Annotated in this window: 18 protein-coding genes; 6 read left to right on the forward strand and 12 right to left on the reverse strand. The window is 45.8% G+C overall.

What is annotated here, in order from left to right; genetic code table 11:
* Positions 1–26: 26 nt before the first annotated feature.
* From C170_RS09060 to C170_RS09070, 3 genes are all read right to left on the reverse strand, one after another.
* Complete coding sequence (locus tag C170_RS09060) at positions 27–320, reverse strand: hypothetical protein (protein ID WP_036608638.1); 294 nt, start codon at positions 318–320, stop codon at positions 27–29.
* A gap of 74 nt (positions 321–394) precedes the next feature.
* A complete protein-coding gene (locus C170_RS09065) occupies positions 395–1,492 on the reverse strand; it encodes a saccharopine dehydrogenase family protein (protein ID WP_051447081.1) in 1,098 nt (365 codons plus the stop codon).
* On the reverse strand, positions 1,476–2,183 hold the full coding sequence (locus C170_RS09070) for a class I SAM-dependent methyltransferase (protein WP_036608640.1): 708 nt from the start codon (positions 2,181–2,183) through the stop codon (positions 1,476–1,478). Before C170_RS09070 ends, C170_RS09065 begins: the two co-directional genes overlap by 17 nt.
* Positions 2,184–2,312: 129 nt before the next feature.
* Between C170_RS09070 and C170_RS09075 the strand changes: the two genes are divergently transcribed.
* Complete coding sequence (locus C170_RS09075) at positions 2,313–3,422, forward strand: helix-turn-helix transcriptional regulator (protein ID WP_051447082.1); 1,110 nt, start codon at positions 2,313–2,315, stop codon at positions 3,420–3,422.
* 237 nt (positions 3,423–3,659) lie between these two features.
* Here the strand turns inward: C170_RS09075 and C170_RS09080 are convergent, their stop codons facing one another.
* The 6 genes from C170_RS09080 to C170_RS09100 all read right to left on the reverse strand — a co-directional run bounded on the left by C170_RS09080 (position 3,660) and on the right by C170_RS09100 (position 10,954).
* Positions 3,660–4,673 (reverse strand): FecCD family ABC transporter permease, encoded by a 1,014-nt coding sequence (locus C170_RS09080; RefSeq protein ID WP_036608650.1) that lies wholly within the window; start codon positions 4,671–4,673, stop codon positions 3,660–3,662.
* Positions 4,670–5,695 (reverse strand): FecCD family ABC transporter permease, encoded by a 1,026-nt coding sequence (locus tag C170_RS09085; protein WP_051447083.1) that lies wholly within the window; start codon positions 5,693–5,695, stop codon positions 4,670–4,672. The genes C170_RS09080 and C170_RS09085 overlap by 4 nt, the downstream gene beginning before the upstream one ends.
* Before the next feature lie 117 nt (positions 5,696–5,812).
* Complete coding sequence (locus C170_RS09090; RefSeq protein ID WP_036608653.1) at positions 5,813–7,780, reverse strand: AraC family transcriptional regulator; 1,968 nt, start codon at positions 7,778–7,780, stop codon at positions 5,813–5,815.
* Between the two features lie 287 nt (positions 7,781–8,067).
* Positions 8,068–8,955: a membrane protein insertase YidC gene (yidC, locus tag C170_RS09095; RefSeq protein ID WP_036608656.1), complete on the reverse strand. Its 888-nt coding sequence runs from the start codon at positions 8,953–8,955 to the stop codon at positions 8,068–8,070.
* Positions 8,892–9,242, reverse strand: a complete 351-nt coding sequence (locus C170_RS31000) for a hypothetical protein (protein WP_235193801.1) — start codon at positions 9,240–9,242, stop codon at positions 8,892–8,894. Before C170_RS31000 ends, yidC begins: the two co-directional genes overlap by 64 nt.
* Before the next feature lie 92 nt (positions 9,243–9,334).
* Positions 9,335–10,954, reverse strand: a complete 1,620-nt coding sequence (locus tag C170_RS09100; RefSeq protein ID WP_036608658.1) for a DUF4153 domain-containing protein — start codon at positions 10,952–10,954, stop codon at positions 9,335–9,337.
* Between the two features lie 134 nt (positions 10,955–11,088).
* Here C170_RS09100 and C170_RS09105 point away from each other — a divergent pair, with 134 nt between their 5' ends.
* The 5 genes from C170_RS09105 (at position 11,089) to C170_RS09125 (ending at position 19,009) form a co-directional block, all read left to right on the forward strand.
* Complete coding sequence (locus C170_RS09105; protein WP_036608661.1) at positions 11,089–12,888, forward strand: ABC transporter substrate-binding protein; 1,800 nt, start codon at positions 11,089–11,091, stop codon at positions 12,886–12,888.
* An 87-nt stretch (positions 12,889–12,975) separates the two neighbouring features.
* Positions 12,976–13,560 carry an AAA family ATPase gene (locus C170_RS09110; protein ID WP_036608665.1) on the forward strand — a complete coding sequence of 195 codons (585 nt, stop codon included), beginning with the start codon at positions 12,976–12,978 and terminating at the stop codon, positions 13,558–13,560.
* 309 nt (positions 13,561–13,869) lie between these two features.
* Positions 13,870–15,909: a serine hydrolase gene (locus C170_RS09115; protein WP_051447084.1), complete on the forward strand. Its 2,040-nt coding sequence runs from the start codon at positions 13,870–13,872 to the stop codon at positions 15,907–15,909.
* A gap of 386 nt (positions 15,910–16,295) precedes the next feature.
* Positions 16,296–18,377, forward strand: coding sequence for a sensor histidine kinase (locus C170_RS09120; protein ID WP_162158961.1), 2,082 nt, complete (start codon positions 16,296–16,298; stop codon positions 18,375–18,377).
* A complete protein-coding gene (locus C170_RS09125; protein ID WP_036608667.1) occupies positions 18,374–19,009 on the forward strand; it encodes a response regulator transcription factor in 636 nt (211 codons plus the stop codon). The genes C170_RS09120 and C170_RS09125 overlap by 4 nt, the downstream gene beginning before the upstream one ends.
* Before the next feature lie 148 nt (positions 19,010–19,157).
* Here C170_RS09125 and C170_RS09130 read toward each other — a convergent pair whose 3' ends face one another.
* The 3 genes from C170_RS09130 to C170_RS09140 form a co-directional block, all read right to left on the reverse strand.
* Positions 19,158–20,123: a sugar phosphate isomerase/epimerase family protein gene (locus C170_RS09130; RefSeq protein ID WP_036608668.1), complete on the reverse strand. Its 966-nt coding sequence runs from the start codon at positions 20,121–20,123 to the stop codon at positions 19,158–19,160.
* A 288-nt stretch (positions 20,124–20,411) separates the two neighbouring features.
* The gene (locus tag C170_RS09135; protein ID WP_036608669.1) at positions 20,412–22,130 is read right to left on the reverse strand and encodes a hypothetical protein; all 1,719 of its coding nucleotides are present in this window, start codon (positions 22,128–22,130) and stop codon (positions 20,412–20,414) included.
* 205 nt (positions 22,131–22,335) lie between these two features.
* Positions 22,336–23,208 (reverse strand): carbohydrate ABC transporter permease, encoded by an 873-nt coding sequence (locus C170_RS09140; protein ID WP_036608671.1) that lies wholly within the window; start codon positions 23,206–23,208, stop codon positions 22,336–22,338.
* Between the last annotated feature and the right edge of the window lie 11 nt (positions 23,209–23,219).

Here is a 23,219-nt window from a genome sequence, read left to right on the forward strand (position 1 = left end):
AGCCTTCACGTAACGGCAAGGTCAAGTCATTTTAATTTTTGGATCGTCATCTTTCTGAAATGTTGTATAAACGGTTTGGGGTCGATTTCGACCATATATGGATATACTCCTGTGCTTGTGTGCAAATAGAAAAATCCACCTTCATCACCCATACGGCGAAATGACATATCAAACACTTCCGTGATGTTGAACTCGCGGTATTTGGTCACGATTTTATCTGAATACAGAATCATGGAGCGGGCATTCATCTCAATCTCTTGGGCGAGACCCGTCACTTCTCTCTGTACTTTGTAATAAGGTAATACAGCAACGCAGTTCATGATCTCCCTCCATTCATGCCATGATTATTGTTCCATCATAGCAGATCGGAGGTTCTCAGCAAAAGAACATGAAACTAGGTGATCTTGGTCGTCACCTTTAGTGGCGTATGAAGTGCATCCTGAATGTCTTGCAGAGAGAGACACTGTTCAATATGAAACACACCATGTGGCAACTCTGTTTTATACACACGTTCTGCCACGGCTGCAGCTACCGCTGCTGTTGCATCTGCTTCCTTTGCACCGACCAGTAGTTGTTCGACGCGGATTTGCTCACCATTTTCCCATCCTACGGCATCGACCTTGACCGCATACATCGGTTCTCCCCCAGGAATAAGGCCAAATGCCTTAACCGTTCCATTCCGAATAGACGGGATACGCAACAACGAAAACAACCCTGCACGTTTGGAGATTGCCATGGATCTTGTGATCCAGCGGGAGTCCAGACAGAGTCTGGTAGATACGGTTGGAATACGTAACGTCCGAGCAACCACATGCTGATCCGAAAAGTTAAATCGATACGCCTTCCGGTTCCCTAGTTTTGCTCCAAAATCAATACGTTTGCCATCTCCGAAACTCTGTACCTCAGCAGGTTTGCCCTTTTGCATCACTTGGTAGGTGGCATTCATCTGATCAACGGTCCACTCCACGGCAGCTTTTCCGTGCTTCTCTCCAAGTCCCAGCATTACGGTAATGTCTGCTTCCTCAACCTGATCCATATGCATGGTCGCTTCGCGCACAAGCAAATTAGTCACTCCAGGTGATAATCCAACGCTGAGGATCGCGGTCGATTTGGAACGTTGCATTTTGGTGTGGAGCTGTTCAACCTGAGCGAGAAAATCATATTTTGCAGAAATATCAATATAGTCGGTTCCGGCTTGTGCGCAGGCTTCAACAAAACGGGTATCGCTCTGATCCACACACATGATGACCAGCTTCACAGGCCGTAACATGGATGGCTCCACAGGTTTTGTTACATCCAGTTGAAGCGGTAGCACAGCACCACCTGTAGACCTGCTGAACTCTTCCGCACGGTTCATGCGTGTACCCGCAGCCCATACTTTACCCGGGAACAATTTCCCCAGTTGAGTACATATCATCTGCCCCACTTGACCATAACCACCAACCACCCAGATCTGATCTTTCATAGGCTTCACGTTAGTTTCGAATTGCATAATACCCCTCCACCCAGAACGCCCCGAAGTAACGTGTAATATGTGAGAAACCGCATTCGGTCAGTAGCTGAGTCATCTCTTCAGAGGATATTGGATCGGATTCACGGCCCAGGGAAGCAGCAAAGCGCTCCCACTCTTCAGGAAGGACGCCCACACTCAACATGTGATCCTTCCAAGCTTGCATCATGATTGGATGTGCAGGTGAACGAAGATCGGCATTTACAGCCGCAATGATCAGTGGTGCACCCGGTTTAAGTCTAGCTGCGAGGCTGGTCAGAAACGTTCTCTTGGCCTCCATCCCCTGAAGGAAATGTAACATGAGCATGCTTGTCGCCCCATCATATACAATATCCTCCGGCAATTCTTCAACCGTGACAGGTTGCAGTTTCACTCTGGAACCGATGCCTGCTTCCGTGACTCGTTTCTCAGCAAGTTGCAGCATGGGCTGTGATGGATCTACTCCAGTCAATGTCCAACCGGCATGACGTGATCCGAGCAGAGCAATCTCTTTTCCCCCTCCCGCACCGGCAACAAGGATATGAATATCGTTGTTATTCGCGAAAGATGCTGACAGCAGCCGTTCCATTAGATCATGCATATGAGAATAACCCGGAATTTTCAGGGCTATCGATTGTTCGTAACGATGAACATCTGCTGTTTCCCAGCTCATCGGTGATAGATTGTGATTCATGGACACCGCACTCCTCTTGAATTGAAGTTAGACTTGACTCGTTGTTCGTCTAATTTCATTATAGAAGGATACGGCGAGCCTACAATCCCAGAACATTGGGATATGCGCACAGAGAGAGGAGTAATCTTGTTGACATCACGTATTGATCGGAACCACAGACTTATCACTTCTCTTGAAAAAGGAACCTGGACCTCACATACCTATCGGGAAGCTGTTCTTAAGCAGATCCATACGGTTATACCTTACGATGCATACTGTTTCACTACCGTTGATCCTCTGACTCTTCTCTCCACAGGAGCCGTGACAGAAGATGGCATTGAGGCCATTCATGATCGGTTATTCATCAATGAATACATGGAAGAAGATATACATAAATACGCTGAATTAATTCGCAGCGGTGAGCATACAGCTACACTTCATACGTCTATGAACTCACAGCTTGAACAAAGCCAACGTTATATCAACATTCTTCAGCCAGCGGGGTTCGGTGATGAACTACGTGCTGTATTGGTTAGTGGAGACGCTTGCTGGGGATATCTGACCCTATATCGTAAGACAGAAAGTGCTGTCTTTACAGAGGGGGAGCGGTTGATGATTCAGTCCTGGACCGCTTCTATTGCATCGATGCTGCGGTCCACGAGCTTGACACTGATCGATGAGATCACGAGTGAAAGTCCCGAGGAACCCGGAATTTTGATCACCTCAGACACGTTCCAGCTCTTATCCCTGAACGCCTCCGCTCAATATTGGCTGTCCCAATTGCGCATGCTGGAACATGTAGGGCCGGATGTTCTGCCCCGTCCGGTACGTGCAGTGAGTTCCCACCTGCAGCGCAAGAATCGGGCAGATCTGGCCGTGGATACTCAGATCGCTCCCGAATCACCCTCCAAAGTTTGCATCCAACTTCCGGATGGGCGTTACCTCATACTTCATGCTAGTCTCATGCAACAGCTTACAGGGCCGGATCAGATTGCAATCCGTTTGGAGCAGGCGATGCCACAGGATTTGCTGCCCTTGCTCGCCGAAAGCCATGGATTATCCAGTCGAGAGCGGGAACTTCTCGGATATGTGCTCCGCAGTTATTCGTCCAAGGAAATTGCTGCTGCGATGCATATTTCTGTCTACACCGTTCAGGATCATTTAAAATCCATTTTCGCCAAAACCAAGGTATCCTCACGTCGCGAGCTCATCTGGTATTTCGTTTCCCGTTTTCAGCTGTCGGATGAATCTGCCATATAAATCTTGAATAATTCTCCAGTATCAAATTAACTATCAAATGAGAAAAAATCAAAAGATGCCAATACGATATCCTCGTAATGGCATCTTTTTCTATAGCTATTGTTTAAAAAGCATAGCGGTAATACAGGGTAACTTCGATGTTTGAACTTTTGATATCGTGCATTCTGCTTTAAAATGCAGCGCACAGTCCTGCCAAACCGTTTTCCACAAAAAATTCCGACTATATTATTGATTGTGTTATTTGGCTTTTGCTAGTAAATAAAGAAAATATGGAACACTAATAACTGTAATAACGATTCCTGTTGGCACATCTCCTACGAGGCTAACCGTGCGCGTAATCGTGTCAGCCAACACCACGACTAGTCCCCCAGCCAAGCTGGCAGCCGGAATGAGCAATTTGTGATCGGGACCGACCAGTTTTCTGGCCATATGCGGAGCGATCAATCCAACGAAAAAGAAGCTGCCTCCCACAGCTACACTGCCAGAGGATAAAGCAACAGCAGCGATTGACAACCCCAAGAACTGTCGCTTCACGGAAACACCAAGCCCCTGTGCTGTCTGATTGCCCAAATGGAGGGCATTCAGTATGCGAGCCTTGTAAAAAATATAGCCGAGTAAGATCAAGACCCATGGTGTCAGTATGGAAATATAACCCCAATCATCGCCCCATAGGCTTCCCGCCAGCCAATACAGCATGAAGTTCATCTGCGAATCATCCAGCTTGAGTGTCAAGAAGGTCGTCAGCGCCCCGTACCCGCTTCCTAACGCGACCCCGGTCAAGATCAAACCGATTGGCGAGATGTCTCGTCCGCGGCGATACGATAATAAGAAGATCAAACCCGCTGCCAATAGTCCGCCAACAAAAGCCAACAGAGGCAGAGCAATAAAGGAACTCTTGCCTGTGGATGCAATGAATACAACGAAGAACAGGACAAACAAACCCGATCCCGAACTAATTCCCAGTGTTCCCGGACTAGCCATGTCATTACGCAGCAAACTCTGCATCACGACCCCCGCCGCTCCCATTCCCAGACCTACCAAAATCGAAAGTACAATTCGTGGCAAACGAAAATCAAACACAATCAGATTTTGCTTATCGGTACCGTTTCCTATGAGAACGTTCAGCACTTCTAGCGGTGAAAGATTCATTTTGCCAGAATTCATGCTAATGATCGCAAACACAAGTATGAGCACCACAAGCACTACATTGATGATAATGCCTCGTTTCATCGTATAACGCCGCTTGATCATTCATATTCCCTCCTTTGTCTTCGAGCCAAGAAGAGAAAATACGGCACACCAATGATAGAAAATATAATGGCAATCGGCGTTTCGAACGGTTTATTGATCAAACGTCCAGCCAAATCAGCCGATACGGTCAGCAACGCACCATATAAAGCCGCTGCCGGAATAATGTATCGATAGTCGACACCTACCATATATCGCACAATATGCGGGGTAATCAGACCCACAAAACCAACCGGGCCAACCACAACAACAGCCAATCCAGTCAGCACAAGTACAATAATTGTCGACAAAATCTTGACCAGTCCGCTACGAATGCCGAGTCCACTTGCCACATCATCTCCCAAACTGAGCAATGTAACGGAAGGGGACAGCGCCAGTGCCAGCAGTATACCCCCAACAAAGAGCGGTGAGATAATCAGCAATTCTCCCCATTTGACCCCCGCTGTGCTACCCGCCGTCCAGAATGTCAATGCTCGCCCCAAATCATAATTGATTGCCAAGTACTGACTGAGTGCGCCAAACAACATTGAAATAGACAGACCTGCCAGTACAAGCCGCTGAGGCGTCATTCCGCGATTGCCCAGTGACGCGGTAAAGTAAGTCATACCGGTGGCGATCGCTGCTCCCAGACAAGCGAACAACATCATCTGCCAATACGAATAACCCGGCAGAAAGGCCAGGCATAGTGCAATTGCAAATGCTGCGCCAGAGCTAATCCCCATCAGCCCGGAGTCGGCCAGCGGATTACGCGTTGTCCCCTGCATGATAGCGCCACATACCGCAAGGCTGCACCCAACGATCAGATCAGCTACGGTACGCGGGAGACGCATGGTTTGAATAATTTGATGTTCAGTGAGCATTGGATCAAATCGGAAAATAGCCTCCCATACCGTTGCTAACCTCATATCAGCAGCACCAAACATAATGGATGCCGCCGACATGAGAACCGTTAATCCAAGCCCTATTACCATGTACATGGTGAAGTTCATCGCCCCACGGCGTTTTTGTTCAGGCTTGCTTTTCATCTCGTTTCCCTTTCATCACCTATTTACAATCCAAACGAATATGGATATTAACGTCCATAAATTCGACTGGTCATGTTTGAAAATTTGGAGTGCTCAATTAAAATTTCGTTCTAACTCTTATTTAGCTAATGCTAGCAATTGACTAACAATATAATCAATCAATGCACTGGAAGTCATTACGTCGGTGGACCAAGATAGCGAAGAGTCTACCTTTACGATCCGATCATGTTGCACAGCAGGTATGGCATTCCACACTGCATTATCAGAAGCAACGTTTCCATCTCCTAAGAAGATCATATAATCCCCAGAGTAAGCGGGTAATACTTCCATGGAGACATCGCCCCAATATTTATCTGCATCGATAATATCCGTTTGGACTTTTGCAGGTGCCTGCAATTGAAGTTCATCATAAACAAGCTCGCCAACGGCATGCTTGGCTCCAGCTATGTAGTTACTTTTATCACTGAATTCTCCAACCGTAATCGTCACATCGGATAGGCCCGCATTCTGAAAGGCTAGCTTTGCTTCTTCAATTTTTCCGGTATAAGCATTCAAAACATCCTTAGCCTCTTCCTGTTTGTTCAAAACATCGCTAATAAATTGTATCCGCTCTTCTGTAGTCATATCACCATAGGGAACATAAATGGTCGGGGCAATTTTGGATAAATCATCATACGACTCATCGCTCCATGCCAAAATGATAAGATCCGGCTCAAGCGTCATGATATCTTCCGGCTCCATGGCTACTTTTATGGAGTCTGTAATCTGGTTAGCATAAACAGGCTCTGTCTCTCCCCGTGCAGCTCTAGCCACACCTAAAGGAGTTACACCTAGGGCTACCACATCACCAACCAAATAATCGACTACAACTCGCTGAGGGTTGTTAGGTACCTCAACATCACCCTTAACTGTGGATATCGTTCTGGTCTGCGAGACTGCTTCTGAAGCTTTTGTCTCCGACCCTTCTTGTTGTGTCGCCTGCTGTGTCTGCGCAGGTGTTGTATTTGCCGTTCCCCCATTATTCGCTGGCGTCCCTGACGTACATGCCGTTAATAACAGCATCATGCTTATCGCCGCCGCCAAAATCATTTCTTTACTTCTTAAAGATCCAAACATCGTTGATTCCCCATCTCTATAAGACTTAACTAGACTCGCTAGTTCCCTCTCATCGTAAGGGAGATGAGAATCATTATCAATACCATCAACCTGCATGGATAGTGCGTTTATTTTCCGATAATCACTTGGCGTCATCTTGTAATGCTTCTTAAACATGCGGAACAGATTTTTCTCATCTGTGAAACCAGCTCCAGTTGCGATTTCTTTAACTGTCGCTTCTGTATGTTTCAAGTCATGACAGGCAGCTTCAATCCTTCTCTGAATGAGATACTCCTGTAAGTTCATCCCTTCCCTTTTTTTGAACAACCGCGTCAATTGTCCACCACTGATCCCAAACATATCGGCAATTTGTTGGAACATAATCGGCTCCCTGTAATGTTTATCGAGATATACCTTGGCAGAACAGGCTGGATCTGGCTGGAGATACCGAATCTCACCACCCTCCAAATCCCTGAACACCTCATGAATCAATTGATATAAAAAACTTTTGGCCTGTAGCTGATCCATCGCCTTGCCACGTTTCCAGCCATTCATCATCCGTTGGAACCAATCGCGTAGCAAGATCGGATTACTTGGCGTATAACCAAACTGTTGAACAAATGGATTTACTTGCTCCAGTAATTGTTGCAGATGTTTCTTGAAAAAGAGAGGTGATTCTGCTCTATAAAACACCATAAATGTCTTCACCATCTCCTCTTTAGGCGTAATACTGAGCAGGCTCCCCTTCCCGCCGTGAACTAAACCGAAGCGTTCCATTGCAAATGTGGTTTCATTCAGTTGGATTTGCGCTTCTCCCCCATATGCATAGATAAACATGCTACTAGGCATTTTATATTGCTCCAACGGGTATTGTGACGCTACATTCTGAAAGCGTACATCTATTAATGTAATGATCGAACGTGTCCAGATACTGGCCATCATATCAATCATCTCTGGTGTAAATCCCTGTCTTGCTTCTTCCTCTTGCATCTACCCGCACTCCTCGTTTCACTTTTTCCAATGTATACATCACTTAATAATTGATATTGATTATCAATATCACATTTGATCAGGTAAGTATATATCATTAAGTGATATTGGGAAACAGGCAGTGGACGTTATGCTTTCCATCCGCTTTCGTAAAAAACTAAAAAGGAACACCTGATAGTACAAAAAATAAGCCTGATCCATATGGATCAGGCTTATTCATTATGTTTATTGTATTTAACAAGATTACGTAGTCACCATGTTTCTCTTGTCACCTGCGACCAAATTTATTAAGACTTTGCAGGTTTCCGAGAAGGTTTGGCGGAGCTGGATTTTTTATTCTTTTTCTTACTTACTTCCACAACCACAGGCTCCTGTGGGTGTTCCACCGGGTACATTTTACGGAACAATAATGTCTGTAGTACCAGGAACGAACCCCCAACGGTCCAGTAGAGCGGCATCGCTGCCGGAGCTGTAAGAGAAAAGAATGCCATCATCAATGGGGAGAGATAACCCATAATGGCGAACTGTTTTCGCTGCTCAGGCGCCATATTGGCTTGTGATACCTTGGCTTGAATCAGATATATGACCGCAACAACCACAGCGAGTACGTAGTCCGGCGCTCCCAGTTTGAACCACAGGAACGAGTGGGAGGACAACTCCGGTGTAAGTCGGATGGCTGTGTAAATACCTGAAAGTATAGGCAGCTGAATGAGCATCGGCAAGCAACCAATGTTCAGCGGATTGAACTTATGTTTCTTGTATAGCTCCATCGTTTCCTGAGACATCTTTTGCTTATCAGCAGGATCATTTTTGCCTTCATATTTTTTCTTGAGCGCATCCATCTCGGGTTTCATGGCGTTCATGATGACTCGTGTTCCCTGCTGGGACTTGGCTTGACGCATCATCAAGGGCAACAATGCTAAACGAATGACCAGCGTAATCACGATAATCGCGACCCCGTAGCTTCCGTTAAATATGGTGGCAATATGCTGAATCAGATACGACAGTGGAAATACAATGTAGTGATTAAAAAATCCCGGTGTCGATGAAGTAATCTCCGACACGTTGTTGCTGCATCCGGCAAGCAGCATGACTGCAAACAAAATGACAATCAGGCCATAGATCCGTCCCTTGCCCGAAGTAAAAGTGAATCCCTTGTTGGTCTTATGTTCCATATATATCCTCCTCGTTGATTTGTTGACCAATCGTTCAACGAGGAATGACAATCTGGTTCATCTTCATCGGGCGCTTCTCTTCGTCTAATCATGCGACTCCAGTCTTCCTGTCTATGCTGTCTGTCCAAACACAGGGCGGGAAGTACAGGTTCAAGTCCACCACCGGCGCCACCTTCCATCCAGTACTCTGTCATGCCACAATGAAGATGGGCAATATAGGCATAACTGACGGTGAAGATGAGTCCAATCGAAAATAAATATGGTAATAACTCCTGCAGTTCAAACAAGGGATTCACCCCCTTTATAGGTTAGTTTTTATATTATAACACTTACATATTGTTTTTGCATAAATCTGTACGTGAAAACAACTACTATTCAGCTATTCCGTTCTCAATTTGGACATTTCTAGCTCAGCTCGGTGTCTCGCCACGTTATAAGAAGGCCATGAACGATCTGATGAATCATCGTCCAGGTAGGCTTGACGTTCCAGCATTTCCCTCTTGAGATCCGGATACTCCTCCTGAGCAAACTCTCGAAGCAACGGAACTGCATCTGCCGACAGACTTGCCAGATAGGTTGCATCAATATTGCCAGTCTGATGATAACGTTCTATGTTCAGCTCGGCAATCCGTTTATCCATGCCCACATAATTGACAGCAACATATGCAGTGAGCGCAAGCACAATATACCAGCGGATCAGAGGTATTGATGTGTACCGTATACGAAGGCCAGCAATCAGCAACAGGAGTGCGAGGAAGATCATGAATGCGTGTACCAGGAAGCGGATGTACGTATATCCATATGCCTGCTCATACAGATTTAGGCGCATAAACGCGGAATACAACATAATTGCTGAACAACTGACCAGAATCAGGAGAAGTACCTGATGTACGATGGAACCCGTTTTGCCACTCGAACGGGTATACTGCAAAGCAACAATAAGAATAAAGAAGTTAATACCTGTGACGAGAATTAACTCTGCGAATCCACTTCTCGCATAATCTGCGTAAGACAGATCTACCGGAAGATGCCCCTCTCCTGCACCAAAGAGATACGAAAACTGCACAAGTACAAACAAAACGTACACACAGTTAATGACAATCAGCATCGTCCCCACAATGATGGGGTCCAATCTGAATGGTTCCCGCTGAACCGGAGTGCGTTCGGGCTCGGGTGTAATCTTATTTGTAACCTTACCTTCAGTGGCCGGGTCCACAGGAGAGAATATATAGGTGTGATCACGCTTATCAACCGTGGATACTGCTCCATTTTTCCAATGTGCGTTCGCTCTCTTCTCTGCCTCATATTGCATTGGCTGTACAAATCCCCATACATAACCAAACAGCAATACACCTGCGATGACAATCCAGATGATTCTTGGTATCCCTGGAGTAAAAGCCAATTGATTCAGCCACTCCGGAAAACCGGCTAAATACTGATCAAAGACCCCGTCAGCAGAGGACAGTAATGCAACGACTACAATGAGGATAGGCAAGGACGCCACAAGACCAATGAGTACTTTGAAAACAACTGTTTTCTGGGATTTGCCCATGCCACGCCCGCCTGCTCTCACAGCAATAGCAGCAACAGTCCCCCAATGACGTATGGCTTGAGGTAGCAAGTGGTCAATAGCCGTACCAATCAAGCCAATCTCCCACCACTGCTTCTGTTTTCTGCCCATCAGATACGTCATATGTAAGATAACTACGCCAGGTATGACCAGAAAATTAAGAACATACAGCAGTTCATTGTCGTATAACAGGAACGTTAGCGACAACAATAGCACTACAGCCGCTACAAAAGCATCAATGAACTTGAAAGACCTCATGCGGTCCCTTGCAAACAGATACATGAACACATAAAAGAGAATTACAAAGATAGGATACGATACGCCAATCTCATTACCATAGAATAAATACTGGTGAATGATCGCCAGCATCCATGCAGACAGTAGCGTGATTAGAGCGCGTTGCGGTGAAGCCATTATTTTATCAATCATGGGAAAAACCTCCATTAACCTTTCTATGCTATATTCTAGATGATAAAATAGGAATATAAATAGAAATTAAAATCGACAAAACTTCTTATTTTAGAGGAATACGTCAGAGTTCACCTCCAGGAGGGAATCAACACTTGAAATTACATCAGCAATATCTGCTGTTACATCGTCATTACGGTCACCATACAGAACATGAACTTACACTCGCCGATCTCGCTGAGTTGCTAAATTGTACACACCGCAATACGTTAACGATTGTCAAAAAGATGGTTGCCCATGATTGGATTCGTTGGGTTTCCCAGCGTGGCCGGGGTCGGCGTTCTTCACTGACTTTGCTTGTTCCGGCTGATCAAATCGCCGCAGAATATATGATGCAGGCCATGAATCGCCGGGAGTTACAGGAAGCTGCCGAGCAGGTGAGCGCATTCTCCAGTTCAACAATCATGCAGGATCATCTAAACCAGTGGTTGCTTGGATATTCAGGACATCATACGGAAGCCGGCACCAATAATGAGCAGATTGATACGCTTCGGTTGCCCCTCCGCCAACAGCTTCATGCGCTTGATCCGCTGTACATTAATCTATTAGCTGAATCCTTTGTTACCAGCCATGTCTTTGACGGGTTGGTTCAGCGGGGTGAACAGGGAGAGATCCTCCCATGTCTCGCTCATACCTGGGATGTCAGTGCAGACCGAAAGACCTGGATCTTTTATTTGCGAAAAGGTATTACATTTCACGATGGTCAGTTGTTGACGGCCCATGATATAGTGCATACGTTTGAACGACTGCAGTCTACAGATCGCCGGACACTGTACCGTGATGTAAGTAAACAGATTCTATCTATTGAAGCGGTCGATTCCTTAACCGTGTGTTTCCAGCTTAAAAATCCTCATGAATTGTTTTTGTCCTTCCTGACAACAAGTCGTGCGGCGATTGTACCCTCACCAGGAACAAACGAACATAAGATGAAGCATTCGGGTGATGTGCATGGGATGCAAAAACCTGTTGGGACGGGACCGTTCAAGGTCACCGCCTGGGATGATCACTTGTGCAGACTTGAAGCCTTTTCATCGTATTTTCAGGGTAGAGCACATATGGACCGGGTAGATATCCTGCAAATTCCGTGGAGTGCCTCGGCAAAAATGGACGATAGCCAAGATATCGAAACTCCGTTCTTTCATCTTGTTCATAATCCGTCTTCGTCTGCGGGTGCAGACTGGACACAGATTAGTGCAGGTGTAATGGTTCATAAATTACTCACGTGTAATACACAAAAAACCGGACCGTTAAACGATCCGGAAGTAAGAGCACACCTTCAGTCATGCCTTGCTGGAATGTATAGAGATGACGGACATGCAGATGACTCTGAAGTCGTGGAGACTGATTTTAGTGCGGTGAATGCCGGAATGGTTGACCCGGAAGGGTTTAGAGATATTACTAAACGACTCACTTCGGCTAGTCCCATCTCCCTGCACATTGCAACCATTCCACAGTATCGCAGGGATGCCCAACATCTGGCGTCCATACTGGAGCTGGGCGGTTTCTCCTGTACCGTCCGTACTGCTACGATGGAGCAGTTCAAAGGAAACTTGAGGTTGGAATCTGATCTGATTCTCTTCTCTCTCATTCGGGACAGGGATGAAGAACTGCGCAGGTATGATCTTTACTCCACGTTGTCTGAGCATCTGGAAGATTCTACTCGTATAACGATCCATGAGATCTTGCAAACCATCGTCGCCTCTCACATCGCTGCGGATCGAACTTGTGAATTAGACCGAATTGAGCAATTTTTGGTTGATCAGAATTTACTGTTCCATTTATCAGAAAAACCGGTAGAAACCGCTTATCTGCCTTCGGTACGTGGTCTATCTTTCAACAGCCAGGGCTGGGTGAACCTGCGTCATATCTGGTTTCCTTCGCAGGTGATGAAGTGAGATTGATATGGATTGTGCTAAAATAAGCAAATGATATCAGCTCACATCTTACACGCACTTACACCATACTAAGGAGGCATTACATTCATGAGCAAACTAATTTTCTTTCTCGGTGGGGCCGGAAGTGGCAAGACCACACTAGCAAAAGCCCTTTCCCGTAAACATAAAGCTGCTTTCTTCGATATGGATATTCTGCTTCGTCCCGCGGCTGAGGCGATCATGACCCTTCAGGGACTTGATCCTTCCGACCGAGATTCGCCTGAATACAAAAGGTTGTGCCGTGATCTTGGGTACCGCATTACGATGGACGCCGCTCTGGATAACGTTCAGTTGGGTATCGATACGATTGTTGTGGGGCCATTTACCAAGGAAATCGGTACCCCGGATTGGATTGCTCAGGAACTTGAACGAATTGGACATACTCTGGATGATACGGATGTTCGTGTGGCCTATATTTATCTTGAGAATGAAGCGTTGTATCACAAACGGATCTCAGCAAGACAATCCCCACTAGATGAATGGAAGTTAGCCAACTGGGATGCCTTCACAGCTTCTCTCGTCCGTAAAGAAATAGCCTGGCCTCTCCCTGCTTCATCCGTCGCTTATATTGATAATTCCAGTGATGATCCTGCGATTGCCTATGCTGAACTTGAACGACGGATGTACGCGTAGTTTTATAAAATCTACTTCCCAATTCCTTTGCACGATGTCGCTTTGCATGGAAAATAAGAAGACAAAACAAAAAAAGGTATTTGTCGAGACCCCCGTTGGGTCATCATGACAAATACCTCTTTTCATATATTCAAGATTATTCAAAACTCACTCTTCATCCTCCACAATTGCGGGATCACGCAAAAAGGTTTGCGGAAGTCCTGCCATAATAAGTGCGTACTACGGAATCGCCATTACATTCAAACTGATAGATTATAGATGTACTTAAATGTAAGAGAACGAACATATCTCAACTCAAAGGAGAATTTCATGAAATCTCACGTAGCAACATGTCCAACTCAACAACAACAACAGAGCTACAAATCAAATCCTAATTGGAAACGTGCCGTAGCCAACATCCTCCTGGTTGCATCTCTGAGTTTCACCACAATAACCAGTGTATCGGCAGAGAGCAGCCTCCCTCTTCCTCAGGTAAGTCCTCAGGAAACTGAATCGTTCATCAATCAATTCTTCGCCCAACCTGAAGTGAAGTCTGCTTTGAAAGGTGCCGTAGTCACGGTTGTTCACGACCAACAGATCGTGTTGAATAAAGGATATGGTTATGCCAATGTGGAAAAACAAATCCCCGTCGATGCCGACTCCACTCTATTCCGTGTAGCCTCCATCTCCAAAACGCTGACAGCAACTGCCATTATGCAATTGGCCGAGCAAGGTAACGTAAAGCTTGATCAGGATATCAGCGCATACACAGATGCTTTGCATCTGACCAACCATACCGGAACAGCGTTAACATTGGAACATCTGATGACCCACACCAGCGGGTTTGATTTCACAGATGCAGCAGCTACACCCAGGGAGTTGAATCATCCTTATCCGCTTGAGCAATTCATCCAAGACAACAAACCGTCCGTTGTTCGCAATCCAGGAGAAGTTTTCCGTTACGACAACTACGGCTATGCACTCTTGGGCTACATTGTTCAGAAACAGTCCAAACTTCCGTTTGAGACTTATGTACAACAGCATATATTCAACCCTCTTGATATGTCGGATAGCCATTTTACACTAAGCAAAGACACGCTGAGTAAACTCGCAATTCCTTATGGCGCTGAAGGACAAGAACTTCCGCAATATCCCAATGTACCGGACAGCTCCCCTGAGGGCGGATTCATTACAACTGGACGGGATATGGCTCACTTTATGCTTGCGCAGCTCAATCAAGGTACGTACCAGGGTGCACGTATACTAGAACCGTCATCCGTCCAAGCAATGCAAACGCTGGATGTCTCCATACACCCGGATATACCTGGAACAGGTTACGGATTCGAATCCACCTATTCGCAGTATAATCATGGACGGAAAGTCGTGAGTAAAGCAGGCGATCTGGACGGATTCCACTCCAATCTGTGGCTGTTGCCTAACGAGAAGACTGGACTATTTATCGTCTCCAACAGTGATGGACCAGATCTGCGAGAAGCGCTTTTTCAAGCATTTATGGATCATTTTTATCCGAGTAATGAGGTCCAAGATGTCAATTATAGCGTACCCGAGTCTTCACTCCATTCCTACGAGGGACTATATCGGGATATCCGTTTGCCTGCATGGTTGTATGATATTACAGCAACAGAGAAAGGTCTTCAGGTTATAGATGCTTATGGCACTCACACTTTAACACCCGTTAAGGACATGTTGTTCATGGATGAGGAAGGCAAGCTCGCTGGTTTCAAAAAAAATCAGTCAGGTGAAATCACGTATTTCTATTACAACAAGTCAGATAGCTGGTCCGAGAAATTGCCAGAAGCCAAACCTTATGAAGATGTGCCAGAAGACCATCCCTATGCTCCGTACATCTATCGTTTAACACAGATTGGCCTGTATCCACAGGATCAATCCCTATTTGAACCAGAGAAGCCTGTTAGTCGTGGGGAGTTTGTAACACAGGTTGTGGGCATAAGCGGAATGTCCATTTCAGCTCAATCACCAAAATTTAAAGATACCCAATCAAGTCCCTACGCCGCCTACATTCAAACCGCTCTTGAACTGGGTATTGTGCAAGGTAATACTCGTGGATTGTTCCATCCTGACCAAGCCATAACAAGGCAAGAGGCCGCGGTGATCATATCGAGAACGGCACAACAACTCCTTGGCGCACCTGCCGTAACTGCCGATCTCATCGGTTCACAGGATCGTTGGGCTGAAGAAGGTGTCCAGTTTGTGGTTGCTCTAGGTCTCTACGGTCCGGAAGTATCTGTATCCAGCACCGGTGCTGTGGATTATAGATCGAAGCAACCTATGCTGAGGCAGGAATCATCAGTTTTGATGTACAAAATGTTAGGCACTCTGCTACATTAACATAGAGTGATGCTCGGCAAGCCATGTCATTGCTACATGGCTTGTTTTTCCACTTCATTTTACCAACGATGCATTTTATAAGAACGGATGATTTTACCATGCGACTAAAACTCTCATTACATAGATTCATGAAAACTAAATTTAATTTCGTATGGTTTGTAACGATGTTGTGCTTTATACTGACAGCCACGTATATCCATATCTCTTCATTTATGAATCCTTATATCGGACTTTCGTTGACACCAAATGCCTCCAATTCTTGGGCAGTACATGATGTAGATCCGCAAGGTTTAGCTTATACATCCGGGATTAGATCAGGTGACACCGTTATCTCCTTGGAACCCAAAGGAGGAGTCCGGTTACTCCATCAAAAAGGTGTATTCTTAGTGACTGAAGCCTACATCATCGACGTTGAGAATTCTCACGGTCAGGCATCCGAACATACCATGAAGCCTGGACCACGTGAATGGTTCAACATCGGCTTCTCATCCATAGTAGAATTATTGCTATTGTTGACCGGAACCTATGCCTTCTTTAACCAACCCGGTTCACGAGTGATGCGCCTGTTCTACCTCCTTAACCTGTCCATGGCCATATGTATACTGACGATATACACATCCCAGTTGCCTTTATCCAATTATATTCTGGCCTTTTGTGCGGCATGGTTACCTTACTGTCTAACTGCTTTTTATGTGTCTTTTGTATTCCGTACCCGTCTGCATCGTTTTCGATGGTTATTAATCATCAGCAGATGTATTGCGATTGCCTACTCTACTGGCCTTGCCTTTCTGTACATCAAGCAGTGGATGATGACCGATATTCAGATCAATCAAGGCATTACTACCGTCAGTACTCCTGTTGCACCGTCTGGTCCAACCAATCTGCTCAACTTTATTCTTTGTGCAACCCTTCTGATCTTAATCTGGATGACATGGGTTAATCGTAAAAGCTACAATCGCAAGGAGCAGAACCAGCTATTGCTCATGTTAACAGGAATTATTGTCAGCCTGATTCCCTTCATCATCTGTTTTGCTATTCCAACCCTGCTTCAAGGTGAACCGTTATTGCCTGTAGAGTACACATTAATTGGATTTCTGCCTTTATCATGGATGTTCACTTATGTACTTGTACAACGGAGTATGCTTGACCTCAAACTGGTTATGCCAAGATTGATGATTCATGGACTATATGCTTTAATCGCATTTTTACTGTTTCTGGCTGCTTCTCACCTGCATTCGTTAATTCATATCAGCTTGCTGTTTGTCTCGTTTTTGCTGATCACTTGGGTGTATCAGTACACGCTCACACGCTCACGCAAGAAAAACAAACTTAACAAAGACTGGCTGGAACACCAGCAACTGCGGTTGACTGTGCGAATGGCTGAGCAGCAAAACATGCGGGACATGATTCACGTGTTTGCCGAGATGTTCCACAAGATGCTGGATATTGAAGGTGTAATTCTCATATGGATTGATGATAAACACAGATATTCTCAGGAAGGCACAGGGATTTTTGCTTCCATTCAGAATATAGATAACCAGATTTTGGATATTGAAGTTTTACGACAAAAATATGAATTGGCACAGGTTTGGGAGCTATCAGGTGAACCCACTACGGAGACGATAGGATTTTTGGGCATCGGTCACAAAGAAAATCGCACCCTTTTTTCAGCAGAAGAGCAGGATATCATTGATCAAGGCAGGCTGGAAGCAATTCGAATGCTCGTCAATGGGAGACTCTTATCCGATCTGCAGAAGCGATATGAATACCGTGTAGACCAGACAGCTCTTCATGAATACCAGATACGCCGTCATCGGCAGTTCAATGATATTATGATGGAAGCCCAACAGGCAGAGCGTATGAAAACCTCTTATTTCCTTCATGATCAACTGCTTCAAAACCTGATTTTCCTGTCTCGTGATTTGGAGGAATTACACGATACCGGAGATACGCATAAGGATCAAACGGCTGTTTGGCTGGAGTGCCTGTATGCTTCCCAGAGAGATATACGTCAATTGTGCGATGATCTCTACCCTCATATTATGGATCGAAGTGATCTTGAGGAAGCGTTGCAATGGCTCATCCGTACACTTCAAATGCAAAGTGGCATCAGAATGGAACTAAACTACAACGCCCTCTCTGAAGAGTTGAAGCACGAACCTCTGAAGTCCACCGTCTTTCGGACGGTCCGCGAACTCATTATGAATGTGATGAAGCACGCACAGGCGTCGTTCTGCTCCATTCAGGTACATACAAGGGATACTGACTTGATTCTCCAAGTAGAGGATGACGGCTTGGGGTTTAATGTTCATACCACATTTGATACTGCAACAGGGCACTTCGGTTTGATATCCATACAAAGCAGCATTCAGCATCTCGGTGGAGAATTCACCATACATTCCAGCCTTGGCAAAGGAACCTCAATCAACATCCGTTTGCCTTTAACCAAAGGAGCAACTGAACAATGAGCGAACCCATTACAGTCGTACTGCTTGATGATCACCCCCTGGTCATGGAAGGTCTCAACAACCGCTTAAACCGCGAACCCGGCATACAGGTAATAAAAACATTCAGCGATCCATTGCTTTTTTTATCCGAAGTAGAGGCGTTGCGACCAGATGTTGTTGTGATGGATATCCGCATGCCCCAGCTTGACGGGTTCGAGGTTGTGAGAAGATTGAAAGATCAATACGGGTTATCCGTCAAAATTATACTGCTATCCGGATACAACTATCACGAATTCCAGTTAAAAGCTTATGATCTGGGCGTTCATGCCTACTTGTCAAAGCAAGCAACGTATGGACAGATTATCAACGCCATCCACCAAAGTATGTTGGGTCATGTGCTTATTCCAGAGAAAATGTTATCTCCTAATCTTGAGCAATCCCTCACAGCAACTGAACGGGAAGTGCTTAACCGCATTGCACTGGAGATGACCAACAAGGAGATTGCACAGGATCTGGCGATCAGTCCACGTACAGTGGAGTATCATATAACTTCTATTACGCAGAAATTTGGTGTGAAGTCCAGAGTTGGTGCTGTAGTCAAAGGCTATCAGGCAGGGATTCTCGGTGACGTAACACTCCCTGAGAAACGGTAAAACATGTACCACTTTAAAAGAACAACAAAAGAGCGGCAGAACACCCTGTAATACAACCTGAGGTTTGTTCTGAACCGCTCTATTTGTTGATTTACTTTACTATGAGGTTTTCCTATAAGGAGCATTCATGCTTGATACGTCTGCTCCTTTACCCGCGCTGACGTGCCGCTTGACGTTCAGCAATGCGAGACTTAATCATTCCGTGACTTTCATCAATCTCTTCCGGTGTGCACGCGGCTTTCAGCTCATATACTTTCACCGGAGAACGGTCGATAATATCCAAAAACGAATCAAAAAAGGTCATGTCTTTACTATGGATGTATGGACACCAATGATCTGATAACCCTACGGTTTCATGAATATGCACGCCAACCACGTGATCAATCAACGCGTTAGCCTCACGTACATTATCGTACAGCCCCATTCGATCCATCATCATGCCGTGACCAATATCGTACCAAAGACCAAGCGGTGCGCCCTTCATTTGTCCAATAATCGTTCCCGCTTCGTGCAAAGTCGGCATCTGATAACAGCGTGAACGGGTCTCAATACCGAAATTCACCCCGTATCCCCGCTGCTCCGACAAGTTACATACCTCTTCCAGACTCTCCTGAATAAGGCTCAGGTAATGTGCGCTGCCATCTTCCCGCTTCTCCAGCATCTCTTGCCATAAAGATTGATATGCTGGTGAATCCGGTCCTTGATCGTGGTATATCTTTTTCAACGCTTCATCTATATTATATTCAAACGGAACCTCACCGGGATGTACAACGACAGCCTTGGCCCCATAACGATGTGCGTACTCGGCTGAGCGAAGTAACAGCTCAATCGCCCGTTTGCGGCGCGGTTCATCATCGAACCCAAGCAGGACGGAATCCGTCCCATAGTCGGGATCAGCCACATGCGGGAATGTATTATGCACACTGGATACACCGATCTCGCCCCGTTCAATCATCGGTTCTATCGTCTGCAGCATCTCTTCCGTAACGTTATAATTCAGCTCAACTTGTTTGAATCCAAGAGACTTGATCTCCTCGATCATGCCTTGTCCGGTCGTATGACGTTTGATATTCCAACATGTTGAGAACGAATATTCCTGTTTGTCCGTATACATCATTGGTCCTCCTGTCTCTCATTCTATCGCCCATTCATATTCCATTTATCTCTATCTATATAAGTTGAACCAATACACTTTATACTAGATCACTCCAATTGCAGTACCATCTTCTGATCGCTGTTATCCCCAGATTTTTTGATCCCCTTCTCCAAAGGGAAAAATCCGGTGATAGCTTATGCTTCCGATGCAGCTTTCTTGCAGAAAGCTTTCAGGCGAACGCTCCGCTTCTTCAGATCGGTTCTGCACTCTTCGTTATCGTGTAAATGTTCAGTTCATCTTATATACCTATTTATTCCTCAAACCGTTGTCTTCACGGAGAGTCAATTCAAATCTCATCTTGTTTGCCGTCATCCCAGGCACATAACGATAGACGATCTCCGCATGATTCACGTAAATTAACACGGATGGTTCAGGTGCTTCAGCCTTCACGGTACACGTAAGTCCTGGGAACTGCCATAACGCTGTTGTAATATCCTCCTGACGAAGGGATGGCCCTCTGATTTCAAAATAAACGTCGATCTCTTCCGCCGTATCCAGCTCCACATCAATGGTTAACGAATCTGGCGTGAGATCCGCATCAAACGTTATTCCGCGCAGATGGCTGTTCCAGCCCTCGCCTACCTCACGACGGATCAAGCGGAGATAATAACGCTCACCCGTCTCTGTCTGCCAGTGGATCGTAGCTGGATGCATCTGTCCATTCGTATTCACACTTCCCGACATGGCCCCGATCATCCGATCCTCACCGATCCAGGCTTTGGCTGTACACAGATTCCGATTGGACGTTGGATCATTGCGCTCACACAGTTCCATGAACTGTTTCTGCACAAGCCGATCTTCTTGATGAGCCTTGAAATACGGCACGGCTTCAGCGGGCACATCCACCCCAAGGAGCGCAATCAGTGGATCATGGCCTGACTCACAGTTGATTCCTGCCAGATATTCATACCCTTCTCCAAGCAAGAGATAGATAAATACACCGATCGAACTATGCTCTCGCATCTCCATGTCGTACGCCCGAGAGAATGGGCCGGAGAGATTCTCCAGGTTGGCATTATAATATAGCGCAATGTTATTCCACAGCCCATGTTCAATCCGGTGTCCGATTTCGATCAAACGTTCCGTGAGTCCATACTTTCGATACATGCCAAGCACGGACAGATCAACCCCGTAATACGTTGTCGTATTGAACTCCGCGAATGTACCGTTGTATTGTTCAACCTCCTTCATCAACCCCTCCGCCTGTTCATCCGAATGCTGAATCCAATCTGTTCGGTTCAAGCGATGGCCGTAGTAGTGGGTAATGAAAATATGCATCAACTCAATATTCGTGTTCATTGGAATTACGTCGGATAACCTGCGTTCTATTGACCCTTGAACAGCCAGTTCCATCGCATGGTCCATCCGTTTCATGAGTGTCTCCGGCAGTAGTTCGGCGAATTCGGCAGTTACGACCACACAGACACAAGCGATAAACTCGCGCCAGTTGGGATCATAGCTGATCCAGACCGGTGGCAGAACCTGATTCACTGCCGAATGAAAAAGGTGTTTCAGTTGTTTGGGGTCTACTGCCTCTGTGAGCAGAGAACCCTCTTCCTGTAGTTTATGGATAAACTGCGCAGACACCTTCTCAAAGGTGCGTTCCAGGAAATAGGCCGTGCCTGGCGCAAAAGATTTCCAAGCATAGTGACCCGCTGGTGGATGCACATCAGTTGGTCGGGTCGCGAAGGTTCCGTGATAGATCTCATCCGGAGCGTCATATTGAACATCGAGCACCTTGTGGAACACCCGTATCGCGTGTTCCACATCACCAGGCTTATTTCGAATCAACAACCCGAGCGCATAATGTGCACTGGCTCGTGTGCTATGCTGCGATGAATCCTCTTCTTCAAAACTGCGAAGCAGATCCATTTCCTTGTCATAGAAGCTATCCATCATCAACATGGACTGATTTATAAGATACTGTTGTTCTTTCGACATCTTCTCTACCATTCGTTGTGTCATGTCATGTGACCTCCCGAGACTATAGGTGTGTGTTCAAAAAGATCAGTTTTCAGTACCAAGAAGATGGAATTAAGCTAGAAATGGAGTAGCGGAGCGTAGGACAACTACGTGAGCAACGGACATTTCGGCTAAATTTCATATTCGATGCTGATGATGCCACTAGGCATCATTCGTAATCAAAAGTGAACTTTTTGAACAACCTCTATTAACCTTTTACAGCACCTACCATTACGCCACTGATAAAGTACCGCTGCAACCACGGATACACAAGCAGGATCGGTAACGTGGAGAATATAACGCTGGCTGCTTTCAGACTCTCAGGCAGGACTTGAACAGCACCAATACCTTCGTTCTGCATCAGTTCTGTAATCTGGTTTTGCTGAATCATCTGATACAATTTCAATTGCAAAGGGTATAGTTCAGGCTTGGTAATATACATGAGTGCATCCTGGAAACCATTCCACCGTCCTACCGCGTAGAATAGGCTCAGTGTTGCCATAACCGGAAGGGATAGCGGCAAGATGATGCGCATAAGGGTTCCAAAGTGGCTGCTTCCATCAATGCCTGCTGCTTCTTCTAGACTTTCGGGAATCCCTCTGAAGAAGGTAATGAGGATAATCATATAAAACGGACTAATCAATCCAGGCAGAATAAGTCCCCATGTGCTATCAAGTAGATGTAGATTTTTGATCAGAATGTACTCGGGGATAATGCCGCCACTGAAGAACATCGTCACCACAATGACAAGCATGAACCACTTGCGCCCTTTTAGATTACTCTTCGCCAGTGGATAAGCTGCTGCAATGGTCATCACCATGCTTAGCACCGTACTCAGGACGGTCAGCCAAATGGTATAGATGAGGGAACGAATCATTGATCCATCTGCAAATACCTTGGTATACGCCTCAAACGATAACTCTTTGGGGAAAAAGGAAACTTCTCCTGAACCGATCGCCCGGTTTGAGCTGAGCGAGATCGCAATAATATGAATGAATGGTGCAAGACACACCACCATCGTAATGATAATAAGAATGACGTTTACCGTGTTGAATATTCGATTCGCCGTGTTTTCAGACATCTCACTCACTC

Origin of the sequence: Paenibacillus sp. FSL H7-689 (genome assembly GCF_000517905.1) — a bacterium.
GTDB lineage: Bacteria > Bacillota > Bacilli > Paenibacillales > Paenibacillaceae > Paenibacillus > Paenibacillus amylolyticus.

Bases quoted from the DNA above. Each gene is read 5' to 3' on its own strand.
- C170_RS09060 (WP_036608638.1), bottom strand. From the start codon at position 320: ATGAACTGCGTTGCTGTATTACCTTATTACAAAGTACAGAGAGAAGTG.
- C170_RS09065 (WP_051447081.1), bottom strand. From the start codon at position 1,492: ATGCAATTCGAAACTAACGTGAAGCCTATGAAAGATCAGATCTGGGTG.
- C170_RS09070 (WP_036608640.1), bottom strand. From the start codon at position 2,183: ATGAATCACAATCTATCACCGATGAGCTGGGAAACAGCAGATGTTCAT.
- C170_RS09080 (WP_036608650.1), bottom strand. From the start codon at position 4,673: ATGATCAAGCGGCGTTATACGATGAAACGAGGCATTATCATCAATGTA.
- C170_RS09085 (WP_051447083.1), bottom strand. From the start codon at position 5,695: ATGAAAAGCAAGCCTGAACAAAAACGCCGTGGGGCGATGAACTTCACC.
- C170_RS09090 (WP_036608653.1), bottom strand. From the start codon at position 7,780: ATGCAAGAGGAAGAAGCAAGACAGGGATTTACACCAGAGATGATTGAT.
- yidC (WP_036608656.1), bottom strand. From the start codon at position 8,955: ATGGAACATAAGACCAACAAGGGATTCACTTTTACTTCGGGCAAGGGA.
- C170_RS09100 (WP_036608658.1), bottom strand. From the start codon at position 10,954: ATGATTGATAAAATAATGGCTTCACCGCAACGCGCTCTAATCACGCTA.
- C170_RS09110 (WP_036608665.1), top strand. From the start codon at position 12,976: ATGAGCAAACTAATTTTCTTTCTCGGTGGGGCCGGAAGTGGCAAGACC.
- C170_RS09115 (WP_051447084.1), top strand. From the start codon at position 13,870: ATGAAATCTCACGTAGCAACATGTCCAACTCAACAACAACAACAGAGC.
- C170_RS09125 (WP_036608667.1), top strand. From the start codon at position 18,374: ATGAGCGAACCCATTACAGTCGTACTGCTTGATGATCACCCCCTGGTC.
- C170_RS09130 (WP_036608668.1), bottom strand. From the start codon at position 20,123: ATGTATACGGACAAACAGGAATATTCGTTCTCAACATGTTGGAATATC.
- C170_RS09135 (WP_036608669.1), bottom strand. From the start codon at position 22,130: ATGACACAACGAATGGTAGAGAAGATGTCGAAAGAACAACAGTATCTT.
- C170_RS09140 (WP_036608671.1), bottom strand. From the start codon at position 23,208: ATGTCTGAAAACACGGCGAATCGAATATTCAACACGGTAAACGTCATT.